The following is a 12,577-nucleotide window of genomic DNA, read 5'->3' as shown; positions in this document are numbered from 1 at the left end:
ACCAGCGACGAGGGGCTCGCCCGGGGGAGCGTCGATCAGGGCGCGCACTCCTTCGCCGTCTCCGCCGCGCCGGCCTTTGTCGGCGGGGTGAGGTCGAGGCGGGTCAGATCGCCGAGGATGGCGAAGCTGCCGTAGTCGAGCTTCAAGGCGCCGCTGACGCCGTTGTCGTAGAGGTCGAAGGTGAGCACGTAGATCGGGGTGCGTTCGCCGTCGCCCTGCGTGTAGTAGCTCAAGGTGACAGGCCAGCGCGGCATCGTGGTCATCTCGCCCTCGCGCAGGGGCTTGTCGCGCTCGCCCTTGTCGCGCTCGCCCTTGGGCGCACCCTCGACCTTGCGTCCGATCACCGCCAGGGTGTCGTAGACCTTGCGGCCGTCGTCGGAGCCGTCGAACACCTTCACCGACAGGGTGCTCTCCCCCGCCCTCCCGGCCTCGATCAGCCGGCGCATGTGGATGCTCGGAAACAGCACCGGGCCGCTGGCCTGGAACTGGTCGCGCTTGGGCTCCTTGAGCTTGACCTTGATGGTCTCGGCCCCGCTCTCGGCGGTCCCATCCACCGCCTGGGACGGCGCCTCGTTGAGGAGGGTGGCGGTCTTGAAGCGGAAGTTGCGACCATCCCCGCTCTCGAACGTCGTGTTGCGCAGGTCGGACGTCCGGCTCCCGCTCTCCCCGCTCTGGAGCTGCGTCACCTGGCGGGTCTGCATCGTGTAGCCCTTGCAGGCGTCGCCGCCGAAATCGAGGACGATGCGACCGCGCGCACTCTCCACCGAACGGCTGGCGCTGCTCTCGGCCAGGGACAGTTCGTACACCGCGCGGTGCCCGGCGAGGCGGATCGGCTCCGCCGCCTGCGCAGCCCCCGCAGCCACGACGAGGCCCGCCGCCATTCCTCCCAACCGCCGTGACGACCGCATGGTGTCTCCCTGTTCAAACGCGAGCCGACCAAAACCCGTCCGGTCGCACCGCCCAGACATAGTCACGCCGGCTTAGGCGACAATGCGGGCTCGGAGTGGTCGGACCGCGACGTGCCGTGGAGACCCCTCGGCGATGGCAGGAGCCCATCGGCAGTGGCAGGAACCTCATTGGCAGTGGCAGGGGCCCATCGGCAGTGGCGGGAACCCATTGGCAGTGGAAAGCCGCAGGGCGTGCATGGTCTCCCTTGCATACGGCTCGACGCCTCCTGTACGGTCGCGCTGATTGACGATGCATCCGGCGCGACGGTCAATACACGACGGTTCGACGACGACCAGAGCGCGCGTCGTGATGGGTTTGCCGTCGGCGAAACCAGCGTTCCCGTGGAAGGCGTGCGGTTCTTTTCAATACACCGTGTCATGACGACATCGTGAAATGGCCTTTTCGACTGGGTCGTTACGAAGATGGCGGGTGCGGGTGTTGCGTCGTGACGGGGCGATGATCGAATGTCTGAGGGGGCGATGATGGACACAGTCCCGGGCTGGACGGATGAACGCGTCGCGCTGTTGCGCCGCCTCTGGGAAGAGGGTCTGAGCGCGAGCCAGATCGCGACGCAACTGACCGGCGTGACCCGCAACGCCGTGATCGGGAAGGTCCACCGCCTGGGGCTTTCGGGACGCGTGAAGAGCGCCGACACCGCGATCGCGGGGCGCAAGAAGGGGACCCGCGAGGCGGAGGTCGAGATCATCGTCGAGGAGGCGACGCTCCCGCCGCCGGTGGAACCGATCGTCGTCGAGGCGGTCGTCGCTGCCGCCACACTCGACGTCGCGCTGCCCGCCGATCCCGTCACCCTGGCGGTCTCGCGGCGGGTGACGATCATGGACCTGCGGGAAGCGATGTGCCGCTGGCCGATGGGGGACCCGACCTCGACGGACTTCTACTATTGCGGCGACCGGGCGATCACCGGCCTGCCCTATTGCACCCATCACGCCGAGATCGCCTATCAGCCGGCGACCGAGCGCAAACGCGACCGCCGGGCCGGCGGATTCCGCTGATCCCTCACGGCCGGCTCGCGGCCGGGCGGCGGATGTCGCGGTCGGGACGGCGATACCGCGCGTGGCGGCCTCACGCGTCGACGGCGAAGGTCTCGTCGAACGAATAGCCTGAGCCGCGAACGGTGCGGATGGGATCGGACTGGGTCGTGCGGTTGATGGCCTTGCGCAGGCGGCCGACGTGGACGTCGACGGTGCGCTCGTCGATGTAGACGTCGTGACCCCAGACGCCGTCCAGGAGCTGTTCGCGCGAGAACACCCGGCCGGAGCTCTGCATCAGGAATTCGAGCAGCTTGAACTCGGTGGGCCCGAGGTGGATCTCGCGGCCCTGACGGCGGATGCGGTGGCTGACCCGGTCGAGCTCGATGTCGCCGGCGATGAGCAGGCTCGCCACATGCGCCGGCTTGGCGCGCCGCAGCAGCGCCCGCACCCGCGCCAGCAGTTCGGGCACCGAGAACGGCTTGACGATATAATCGTCCGCCCCCGTGCCGAGACCGCGGATCCGGTCGCCCTCCTCGCCGCGGGCCGTGAGCATGATGACGGGCAGGGTCTCGCTCTCGCGGCGCGCACGGATGCGGCGGCAGAGCTCGATCCCCGACAGGCCGGGCAGCATCCAGTCGAGCAGCACCAGGTCGGGAAGCTGTTCCTGCAGGCGCAGGTCCGCCTCGTCGCCGCGGGCGGCCGCGTCGACGGTGAACCCCTCCGCCTCGAGGTTGTAGCGGAGGAGGAGGGTAAGGGCCTCCTCGTCCTCGACGATCAGGATACGCGTACTCATGGGCTTTGTCTGGGATGTCCCTGCCGGGGGCTTCAGGCGCCGGTCGGCGGCTCCACCATGGCGTAGTTCGACGCGTCGTTCTTCGGGCGATCGGTGGGAAGGTTCTCACCGGTGACGAGGTAATGGATCGTCTCGGCGATGTTGGTAGTGTGGTCGCCGATCCGCTCGATGTTCTTGGCGCAGAACAACAGGTGCGTGCAGAACGAGATGTTGCGCGGGTCTTCCATCATGTAGGTCAAGAGCTCGCGGAACAGCGAATTGTAGAGGGCGTCGATGGCGCCGTCCCGCTCCCAGACGTCGTGCGCCGCCTTGATGTCGCGGCTGGAATAGGCGTCCAGCACGTCCTTGAGCTGCTCTTGGACGAGGTCGCCCATGTGCTGCATGCCCACGACCACCTTCTGCGACTGGATCTCGCCGGCGATGGCGATGACGCGCTTGGCGACGTTCTTGGCCAGATCGCCGATCCGCTCGAGATCGCTCGACACGCGGATCGCCGAGATGGTTTCGCGCAGGTCGATGGCCATCGGCTGGCGCCGCGCGATGAGCAAAATCGCCCGCTCCTCGATCTCGCGCTGCAGTACGTCGAGGCGCTGGTCGGCGGCGATGACCGTCTGGGCCAGGGTGGCGTCGCGCCGCACGAGGGCGTGGCCCGCCTCGTTCATCATCTTCTCGGCGATGCCGCCCATCTCGGAGATCGCGCGGCGCAGGTCCTCGAGGTCGGTGTCGTAGGAACTGACGATATGGTCGGGCATGATCGCACTCCTCGGGTCGGCGCCCCGGCGGGGAACGGCGAACGGGATCGGTCGGGAGAGTATTTCGCAGCGGACGAGGTCGGGTCCGATGCGATGGCTGATGGGGACCGTCCGGCGGTCGAACGGCCTCAGCCGAAGCGGCCGGTGATGTAGTCCTGGGTCTGGCGTTTCTCGGGGTTCATGAAGATCCGGGTGGTGGGCCCGAATTCCACGAGTTCGCCGAGGTACATGAACGCCGTGAACTGCGAGATGCGGGCGGCCTGCTGCATGTTGTGCGTCACGATGACGATCGTGAACTCGGAGCGCAGCTGCTCGATCAGCTCCTCGATGCGTCCCGTCGAGATCGGGTCCAGCGCCGAGGTCGGCTCGTCGAACAGGATCACCTCCGGGCGCTGGGCGACGGTGCGGGCGATGCACAGGCGCTGCTGCTGGCCGCCGGAGAGGCCCATGCCGGACTGCTTGAGCTTGTCCTTGGCCTCGTCCCACAGGGCCGCCTTGCGCAGGGATTCCTCGACGCGGATGTCGAGATCGGCCTTGGACAGGCGCTCGTACAGGCGAAGGCCGAAGGCGACGTTGTCGTAGATCGACATCGGGAACGGCGTCGGTTTCTGGAACACCATGCCGATCTTCGAGCGCAGCTCGTTGAGGTCGATCTTCGGGTCGAGGATGTTGCGACCGTCGAGCATGATCTCGCCCTCGGCCCGCTGCTCGGGATAGAGGCTGTAGATCCGGTTGAAGGTGCGCAGCAACGTCGACTTGCCGCAGCCCGACGGGCCGATCAGCGCCGTCACCTGCCGGTCGTGGAAGTTGAGGTTGACCGACTTCAGGCCGTGGAAGTTGCCGTAATAGAAGTTGAGATCCTTCACGGCGATGCGGATCGGGGCGTTCTCGTCCGCCTTGTGGCGCCCGGTCAGTTGGGCGGCTTGGATCGCGGGCTCGGCGCTCATCGTGGGTTCGTCCTTGTCGAGACGGAAGAGGAAGGGACCGGATCGACGCGCTGTCAGCGCGCGCGATCGCTCTTGATGACGAAGCGGGCCACGATCGACAGGGCGAGGATCGTGACGGTGATGAGGAGCGCCCCGGCCCAGGCCAGCTGCTGCCAGTTCGGATAGGGAGACAGCGCGAACTGGTAGATCATCACCGGAAGGTTGGGGATGCCGCCCATCAGGTTGGCCGAAAACCAGCTGTTGTTGTTCAGCGCCGTGAACAGCAGCGGTGCCGTCTCGCCCGCGATCCGGGCCAGGGCCAGGATGATGCCGGTGACGATGCCCGCGCTCGCCGCGCGCCAGGTGATCGCCTTGATCACGATGGAGGGCGGAGCGCCCAGCGCCGCGCCCGCCTCGCGCAGGGTGGAGGGGACGAGGCGCAGCATGTCCTCGGTGGTGCGCACGATGACCGGGGTGGCGATGATGGCGAGCGCCACGCCGCCGGCCCAGCCCGAGTAGCTGCCCATCGGCTTGACCATCAGCGTGTAGACGAAGAGGCCGATCAGGATCGAGGGCGCCGAGAGCAGGATGTCGTTCAGGAAGCGGATGATGTCCGCGAGCTTCGAGTTGCGGCCGTACTCCGCCAGGTAGGTTCCCGCGAGCACGCCAATCGGCGTGGCGATGACGATGCCGATCAGGGTCAGCACGAGGCTGCCGAGGATGGCGTTGGCGATGCCGCCGCCCTCGGAGCCCGGTCCGGGGGTCGGCTCGGTGAACAGCAGCGGCGAGAAGCCCTTCACCCCCTCGACGATGAGCATGAGCAGGATCGAGCCGAGCACGACGATCCCGATCCCCGTGGCGATGGTGCTCGCCACGATGAGGACCTTGTCGGCGATCCGCCGGCCGGACCGGACACGGCTGCCGGTGGTCGGTGCGGCCGCCCGTTGCGGGGGCACGGTGGGGTGAGTGGCAGAGGCCATGGGTGCGGTTTCCCTGCTCTCAGGCGACCTTCACGCGCCTGACGAGCAGGCGGGCGATGATCAGGACGATGAAAGTGACGACGAAGAGGATGCAGCCCAGCGCCATCAGGGCGTTCAGCTGCATGCCGTCGGCCTCGTTGAACTCGTTGGCGATGCGCGAGGCGATGGTCGAGCCCGGATCGAAGATCGAGGCCGACAGCCGGTTGGCGTTGCCGATGACGAAGGTCACCGCCATGGTCTCGCCGAGCGCGCGGCCGAGGCCGAGCATGATCGCGCCGATGATCGAGACCGAGGCCTGCGGCACCAGCACGTGCCGGACCACCTCCCAGGTGGTGCAGCCGATGCCGTAGGCGCTCTCGCGCAGGACCGTGGGGATCTGGTCGAGCATGTCGCGGGTGATCGAGGCCACGAACGGCACGATCATGATGGCCAGGATGATGCCCGCGGTGAGGATGCCGACGCCGGAGGGGACGCGGGCGTAGAACAGGGTGCCGACGATCGGCATGCCCTCGACCACGTTCGACACCGGAATCTGCACGAACTGGGCGAACAGCGGGGCGAAGATGAAGAGCCCCCACATGCCGTAGATGATGCTCGGCACCGAGGCCAGGAGCTCGATGGTCATCGAGACGGGCTTGCGCGCCCAGCCGGGGCAGAGCTGGGTGAGGTAGATCGCGATGCCCAGCGAGAGCGGCACGCCGATGATCAGGGCGAGAAAGGCCGATGCGACCGTGCCGATGATGGCGACGAAGGCGCCGTACTGCTCCTGGCCGATGTTCCAGGCGCTCGACGTGATGAAGCCGGGGCCGAACTCGCGGAAGGCCGGCCAGCCGCCGTAGGCGATCGAGGCCAGGATGCCGGCGAGGAAGAGGAGCACGAGCAGGGCGGAGGCGTAGGACGCGACCCGGAAGATCGTGTCGCCGAGGCCACCGGGCGTCTTGCGGGCCGGGGCATCCCCGCTGCTGCGGGCCATGGCGATCTGTTCAGTCAAGGCGGCCATCCGAGTGTCTTCTCTTCAACGCGGTCTCGTACCGTGCGGCAGGGTGCGAGGCGAGGGGCGGCTCGTCTTGCGGATGAGAATGGGGCCGCCACGGCGGCGGCCCCTGGGTCGGCGGCAGCCTTAGAAGACCGGCTTGCCGTCCTTGCCCTTGATCTCCTTCCACTCGGTCTTGACGAGGGAGACCACGTTGTCGGGCAGCGGGACGTAGTCGAGGTCGGCGGCGAGCTTGTCGCCGTTCTTGTAGGCCCAGTCGAAGAACTTGAGCACTTCGGCGGTCTTGGCCGGGTCGACCGGGTCCTTGTAGACGAGGACGAAGGTCGCCGCGGTGATCGGCCAGGAATCGTCGCCGCCCTGGTTTGTCAGCGCGATGCCGAAGCCGGGCGCCGACTTCCAGTCGGCGCTGGCGGCGGCCGCCTGGAACGACTTGTCGTCCGGCACGGGGAACTTGCCGGCCTTGTTCTGGATCAGAGCGTAGCTGAGCTTGTTCTGCTTGGCGTAGGCCGATTCCACGTAGCCGATCGAGTTGGCGACCTGCTTGACGGTGGCGGTGACGCCTTCGTTGCCCTTGCCGCCCTGTCCGGCCGGCCAGGAGATGGTCGTGGCCGTACCGAACTCCTTCTTCCAGGTCTCGGATGCGGAGGAGAGGTAGGTCGTGAAGATGTTGGTCGTGCCCGAGGCGTCCGAGCGGTAGACGGGGGTGATCGGCGAGTCGGGGAGCTTCAGGCCCTCGTTGATCTTGGCGATCTTGGCGTCGCTCCACTTGGTGATCTTGTTGGCGTAGATGTCGGCGATGAGCTCGCCGGTCAGCTTGAGCTTGCCCGGCTCGACGCCGGCGATGTTCACGACGGTGACGACGCCGCCCATCACGGTGGGGAACTGCACGAGGCCGTCCTTGGCCAGGACTTCACCCTTCAAGGGCGCATCGGTGGCGCCGAAATCGACGGTCTTGGCCTGGATCTGCTTGATGCCGCCGCCCGAGCCGATCGACTGGTAGTTCAGGCCCGTGCCGGTGTCCTTACGGTAGGCTTCCGCCCACTTGGAATAGACCGGGAAAGGGAAGGTGGCGCCGGCACCGGTGATGTCGGCTGCCAGGGCAGGGGTCGCGAGCTGCGCGGCGGTGAGCCCGAGGGCGAGCGCATAGGTAACGGGTTTCATGGATCTCTCCGTCTTCGTTCGGCGGCCGATGCCGGATGCGGCACGATCCCCGAACCGTGCGGCGGCGCCCGAAGCGGGGCGCAGCGCGGTTCGGCGGCGTAGGGCCAGGACCGAGGCCGCTCTCCATCGCGGCTGGCGGACCGGTACCGCCTCGACAATGCCGGCCCTATGACGTTCCCATGACGGTGGGATGACAAGGGTGGGCAATCGGCTCCGACCAGGGCCGCCATCGGTGGACGGCGGCGTGCGATGGCACGGTTGGCGGGCTTCGTGCGTTGGTCGTCGGGTCGGTGCGTCGCGCGGCCGCGGACCGGCGTGCCGGTCCGACAGGGAGGGAGAAGGCCGTGGTGGACCGATCGAATGGGGTACCCGCGGACGGCTCACCGGAGGACGCGGCGTTCCTGGCCCTTCATGCGGAGCGCGAGAGGGTCGAACGCGATCTCGTCCTGGCGCAGCAGCGCCAGCGCTACGGCAGCGACACGGCGGACGTGGTGCAGGCCGGGGACGACGAGAAGAGCCTCCTGGCGCGGCTCGACCAGGTGCTCACGCAGCTGCGGGCCGCGGAGTACCGGCGACAGCCCGGCGCCCGGCGCTGGTAGGAAAGAAAACGATCAGGCCGCGCGGCGGCGGTCGCGCTCCTTGTGGCGCAGCCGCAGCAGGAGGTCGACCTGCGTGTCGGTGATCGGCTGGGCCTCGCACAGATCCGCGTAGATCGTACGCAGCGCGACGCCGAGGTGGGCGCGGGTATGACCGGTCATGGTGGGCGGCGATTCGACCTGCACCGTGAGCTCGGGCTGGTTCGTGTCGTGTCCCTGGGTTGTCGTGCTGGCCATATCTTTCGATCCACCCCGCCGTTCCGAACGAATCGCTCGAACGGTCTGGGAGACCTAGCCTATGCGCGAACATAGTTAACGAAACGTTAATTTTTCGACGCGCGGGCGAAGGACTATTCAAGTGGCGCGGGCGTCAGGCGTCGGCCGCCTCGATCAGGCTGGCGGCGGCGGCGCGGGCCTCGTCGGTGACGGTGGCACCCGCCAGCATCCGGGCGATCTCCTCGCGCCGCGCCGGTGCGGCCAGGGAGGCGACGCGGGTGGCGACCCGGTCGCTGCCCTTCACCGCATCCTTGGCGATGAGGAAATGGGTGCCCGCCCGCGCCGCCACCTGCGGCGCATGGGTGACCGCCACGACCTGGACGCGGGCCGCCAGACGCGACAGCCGCCCGCCGATGGCATCGGCCACGGCGCCGCCGACGCCGGTGTCGATCTCGTCGAAGATCAGGGTCGGGGCCGAGCCTTTGTCGGCGAGCACGACCTTGAGCGCGAGCATGAAACGCGAAAGTTCGCCGCCCGAGGCCACCTTCATCATTGGCCCGGGCCGCGTCCCCGGGTTTGTCTGGGCCCAGAACTCGACCCGGTCGAACCCGCCGGCGTCGCGCGATTCGGGATCGGTCGCGATCTCGGTGATGAAGCGGGCCCGCTCCAGCTTGAGCGGCGGCAGTTCGGTCTTCACCGCCGCGTCGAGCTGCTTGGCCGCCCGCCGCCGCCCCTCGCTCAAGGCCGTGGCCGCCTTCACGTAATCCGCCTCGGCCTTGGCCAGGTTCGATTCGAGGCCGCCCAGCGCCTCTTCGCCGGCATCGATGGCGGCCACGTCCGCCTCGTAGCGGTCGCGCAGGGCGGCGAGGTCGTCGGCGGGGACGTCGTATTTGCGCGAGGCCGCGCGCAGGGCGAACAGGCGCTCCTCTACCCGTTCGAGTTCGCGCGGATCGAACTCGGCTTCGCGCACCGCCGCGTCGAGGACGTTGCGGGCCTCGTCGAGGGCGACGAGGGCTGCATCGAGGGCGGCGATGCAGGGATCGACCAGGGCGGGCAGCTGCGAGGCGCGCCGTTCGAGCTTGCGCAGGGCCGAGGACAGGTGGGGCACGCCGGAATGGGGCCCGCCGGCCGCATCCAGGGCCTCGTTGAGGTCGCGCGCCACCTTCTCGCTCTGCTGCATCGTGGTGCGGCGCTCGGCGAGCTGCGCCTCCTCGCCTGCTTGCGGATCGAGCTCGGCCAGTTCCCCCACGGCGTGGCGAAGGAAATCCGCCTCCTTGCGGGCGGCATCGATGCGGGCGCGGTGTTCGGTGAGGGCGGTCCTCGCCACCCGGACGGCCTTGGCCCTGTCGGCGACCCGGCCGACCTGGGGGGTTAGGCCGCCGAAGGCATCGAGGATGGTGCGGTGGGTGGAGGGGTCGGCCAGCGCGCGGTCGTCGTGCTGCCCGTGGATCTCCACGAGGGACGCCCCCACCGCCCGCAGCACCTGGACGCCGACGGGCTGGTCGTTGACGAAGGCGCGGGTCCGGCCGTCGGCCATCTGCACACGACGCAGGATGAGATCGCCCTCGGTATCGAGGTCGGCCTCGGCGGCGATGCGCCGGGCGGGGTGGTCGAGGCCGACGTCGAACACGGCGGTGACGCCGCCTTGGCCCTCGCCGTGGCGCACGAGGCGGCCGTCGCCGCGCCCGCCCAGCGCCAGGGCGAAGGCATCGAGCAGGATCGACTTGCCCGCGCCGGTTTCGCCGGTCAGGACCGACAGGCCCTCGCGAAAGCTCAGCTCGAGCCGGTCGATCAGGACGATGTCGCGGATCGCAAGCTGGATCAGCATGCCGCGTGTCGGGCCTTGGCTTGAGGGCGTCTGGCCTGGTCTCCAAGCCCCATTCCGCGACGTGTCACACGGGTTCGCGGCGCCGATGAACGGGCGACGCCGCCCGCAGGACTGCGCCCTCGCTCTCGGGACTTACTGCGCCTCGGCGGTCCGGCCGATGACGGAACGGTAGACCTTGCTCAGCCAGGACGACTTCTCCTCGCGGGGCTCGAGGCCACCGCTCTGGAGGAGGGCGAAGGCGTCCTTGTACCAGGGGCTGTCGGGGAAGTTGTGGCCGAGCACGGCGGCCGCGGTCTGGGCCTCGGCGGTGATGCCGAGCGCCATATAGGCCTCCACGAGACGCTCGAGGGCCTCTTCCGCGTGGCGGGTCGTCTGGTACTTGCTGACGACGTCGCGGAACCGGTTGATGGCCGCGGGGAAGTTGCGGCGCTCCAGGTAGAAGCGACCGACTTCCATCTCCTTGCCGGCGAGCTGGTCGCGGGTAATCTGGATCTTGGCCTTGGCGTCGGCCGCGTATTCGGAGGTCGGATACTTCTGGACGAGTTCCTGCAGGCCGTTGAGCGCCTTCTCGGCGCGCTCCTGGTCACGTGAGACGTCGGGGATCTGCTTGTAGTGCGACATCGCCATCAGGTACTGGGCGTAGGCCGCGTCCTTGCTGGCCGGATGACGCTTGATGTAGCGCTGCGAGGCGATGATCGCGTCCTCGTACTTCTGGCCCTCGTAATTGGCGTAGGCCGTCATCAGGAGCGCTTTGCGCGACCACTCCGAGTACGAATACTGCTTGTCGAGATCGCCGAACTTCTTGGCGGCCGCCTCGAAGTCGCGGTCCTCCATCTTCGCCAGGCCTTCGCTGTAGAGCGTGTTGGCGGGAACATCCGGGATCACTTCCGGCTTGTACTTCTCGGCGAAGGGATTGATCGAATCGAGGGCGTCGCAGCCACCGAGGCCGAGGCCGCAGACGGCCAACAGGACGGCCGCCAGCTTCGAGCGGTTGAGATCAGCCAAGGCCATTCCGGTCATCCCCCAACCGACCCCGCCGTATTCGGCGCGCGTCGTCAGCCATGTCACGAGTCGTTTCGAGCGGAGCGGGCATGTTGCCCGGATCGTGGTGCGAGTCACCGGCGATCGCGGAACCGTTCACAGATGATGAACGTCTGACGGCAGAATTAGGCGCGAAAGCGGCAGCGGTACGACGCCTACGATCGCAGCGCCCGGCGTGTCCGGAATGCTACAGGTCGCCGGCGAAGGCGGCGAGGCCGAGGCCGGTGCCGAATTCGGCGATGGCGGCTTCACGGCGGCTGCCGGCCGCTTCGAGGATCGCGTAGTTGGCGCGGTCGGAGAACAGCGCGTCGAGGATGGCGACGTTCATGCGGTGCCCGCCGCAATAGGAGCGGTATCCGCCCTGGAGGGGCAGCCCGGCCAGGGCGAGGTCGCCGACGGCATCGAGGAACTTGTGGCGGACGAACTCGTCGGCGAACCGCAGTCCCTCGGGATTGACGACCGTGGTCTCGCCGACGGCCACGGTGTTCTCGAGGGAGGCACCGAGGGCGAACCCGGCTTTCCAGTAGCGCTCGACGTCGCGCATCATGCCGAAGGTGCGGGCCGGCGCGATCTCGCGGCGGTAGGAGGCGGGGGTCAGGTCCATGGCCTTGCGGCTGCGGCCGATCACCGGGCTCTCGAAATCGATCTCGACGTCGAGGCGGAAGCCCCGGTCGATGGGGCGCAGCTCGGCGAAGGCGCGGTCGACCTGGACGCGAACGGTGCGCAGTACCTTGATCCAGCGCCGCTTGGCGCCGCAGGAGACGAGGCCGACGGCGTCGATCGCCTTGACGAAAGGCGCCGCGCTCCCGTCGAGGATCGGCATCTCGGGCCCGTCGATCTCGACGAGGGCGTTGTCGACGCCCACACCGTAGAGGGCGGACATCAGGTGCTCGATGGTGGCGACCGCCCCGCTCTCGACGTCGCCGATCACGGTGCAGAGTTCGGTGGCGGAGACGCAGGCGTGATGCGCCTGGATCAACCGGTCGTTACCGGTCTCGACGCCCGTCCGCAGGAAGGCGATCCCGTGGTTGGCCGGGGCGGGCCTGAGGGTGATCTCGACCGGTTTCCCGGAATGGACGCCGATCCCGCTGAGGGATGCCGGTGCCTTCAATGTCGTCTGTTGGTTCGATCGCATTCCATAGCCCTCGGCCGTGACCGGCTACCGCAGCGCCACATAAATGGCGCCGGCGAAGCCCTTCGATCCGTCCGCTGCTTGAAGCCCCTGCGAGCGCTGACGGCGAAACCGCCGCGCCCTCGTCATTCCAAATTTTCTATAGCCGGGGCACCGAAGGCGTCCAAATCACGGTTTCTTACGCTCTGTTACAGACACGCTTTTGCGACGTGATCCTG

Annotated in this window: 13 protein-coding genes; 2 read left to right on the top strand and 11 right to left on the bottom strand. The window is 68.1% G+C overall.

Annotated elements, in window-relative coordinates; genetic code table 11:
* Positions 1–35 precede the first annotated feature (35 nt).
* Entirely contained in the window at positions 36–881 is an 846-nt protein-coding gene (locus tag ASG59_RS19205; RefSeq protein WP_056410911.1) for a cell envelope integrity EipB family protein, read from the bottom strand.
* A 546-nt stretch (positions 882–1,427) separates the two neighbouring features.
* Here ASG59_RS19205 and ASG59_RS19200 point away from each other — a divergent pair.
* Positions 1,428–1,961 carry a GcrA family cell cycle regulator gene (locus ASG59_RS19200; protein ID WP_056410908.1) on the top strand — a complete coding sequence of 178 codons (534 nt, stop codon included), beginning with the start codon at positions 1,428–1,430 and terminating at the stop codon, positions 1,959–1,961.
* Between the two features lie 70 nt (positions 1,962–2,031).
* Here ASG59_RS19200 and phoB read toward each other — a convergent pair whose 3' ends face one another.
* From phoB to pstS, 6 genes are all read right to left on the bottom strand, one after another.
* Positions 2,032–2,733, bottom strand: coding sequence for a phosphate regulon transcriptional regulator PhoB (gene phoB, locus ASG59_RS19195; protein WP_056410904.1), 702 nt, complete (start codon positions 2,731–2,733; stop codon positions 2,032–2,034).
* A gap of 32 nt (positions 2,734–2,765) precedes the next feature.
* The gene (gene phoU / locus ASG59_RS19190; RefSeq protein ID WP_055889685.1) at positions 2,766–3,485 is read right to left on the bottom strand and encodes a phosphate signaling complex protein PhoU; all 720 of its coding nucleotides are present in this window, start codon (positions 3,483–3,485) and stop codon (positions 2,766–2,768) included.
* A gap of 128 nt (positions 3,486–3,613) precedes the next feature.
* Positions 3,614–4,432: a phosphate ABC transporter ATP-binding protein PstB gene (pstB, locus tag ASG59_RS19185; protein ID WP_055889688.1), complete on the bottom strand. Its 819-nt coding sequence runs from the start codon at positions 4,430–4,432 to the stop codon at positions 3,614–3,616.
* Positions 4,433–4,485: 53 nt separating this feature from the next.
* Positions 4,486–5,391, bottom strand: a complete 906-nt coding sequence (gene pstA / locus ASG59_RS19180; protein ID WP_055889690.1) for a phosphate ABC transporter permease PstA — start codon at positions 5,389–5,391, stop codon at positions 4,486–4,488.
* 19 nt (positions 5,392–5,410) lie between these two features.
* Positions 5,411–6,391, bottom strand: a complete 981-nt coding sequence (gene pstC / locus ASG59_RS19175; protein WP_055889693.1) for a phosphate ABC transporter permease subunit PstC — start codon at positions 6,389–6,391, stop codon at positions 5,411–5,413.
* Positions 6,392–6,511: 120 nt separating this feature from the next.
* Positions 6,512–7,546: a phosphate ABC transporter substrate-binding protein PstS gene (gene pstS / locus ASG59_RS19170; RefSeq protein ID WP_055889695.1), complete on the bottom strand. Its 1,035-nt coding sequence runs from the start codon at positions 7,544–7,546 to the stop codon at positions 6,512–6,514.
* Between the two features lie 347 nt (positions 7,547–7,893).
* On the opposite strand from pstS, the gene ASG59_RS19165 reads away from it, so the two are divergent.
* Positions 7,894–8,145 carry a hypothetical protein gene (locus ASG59_RS19165; protein WP_200944286.1) on the top strand — a complete coding sequence of 84 codons (252 nt, stop codon included), beginning with the start codon at positions 7,894–7,896 and terminating at the stop codon, positions 8,143–8,145.
* Between the two features lie 12 nt (positions 8,146–8,157).
* On the opposite strand, the gene ASG59_RS19160 is transcribed toward ASG59_RS19165, so the two are convergent.
* The 4 genes from ASG59_RS19160 to lpxC form a co-directional block, all read right to left on the bottom strand.
* Positions 8,158–8,379 (bottom strand): hypothetical protein, encoded by a 222-nt coding sequence (locus ASG59_RS19160; RefSeq protein WP_055889698.1) that lies wholly within the window; start codon positions 8,377–8,379, stop codon positions 8,158–8,160.
* 133 nt (positions 8,380–8,512) lie between these two features.
* Positions 8,513–10,186 carry a DNA repair protein RecN gene (gene recN / locus ASG59_RS19155; RefSeq protein ID WP_056410902.1) on the bottom strand — a complete coding sequence of 558 codons (1,674 nt, stop codon included), beginning with the start codon at positions 10,184–10,186 and terminating at the stop codon, positions 8,513–8,515.
* Between the two features lie 132 nt (positions 10,187–10,318).
* Positions 10,319–11,197: an outer membrane protein assembly factor BamD gene (locus ASG59_RS19150; RefSeq protein WP_055889925.1), complete on the bottom strand. Its 879-nt coding sequence runs from the start codon at positions 11,195–11,197 to the stop codon at positions 10,319–10,321.
* Positions 11,198–11,414: 217 nt separating this feature from the next.
* Positions 11,415–12,362 (bottom strand): UDP-3-O-acyl-N-acetylglucosamine deacetylase, encoded by a 948-nt coding sequence (lpxC, locus tag ASG59_RS19145; protein WP_055889702.1) that lies wholly within the window; start codon positions 12,360–12,362, stop codon positions 11,415–11,417.
* Positions 12,363–12,577: the final 215 nt, after the last annotated feature.

Source organism: Methylobacterium sp. Leaf466 (assembly GCF_001425565.1).
GTDB lineage: Bacteria > Pseudomonadota > Alphaproteobacteria > Rhizobiales > Beijerinckiaceae > Methylobacterium.
This window is presented reverse-complemented; position numbering and strand designations above follow the sequence as displayed.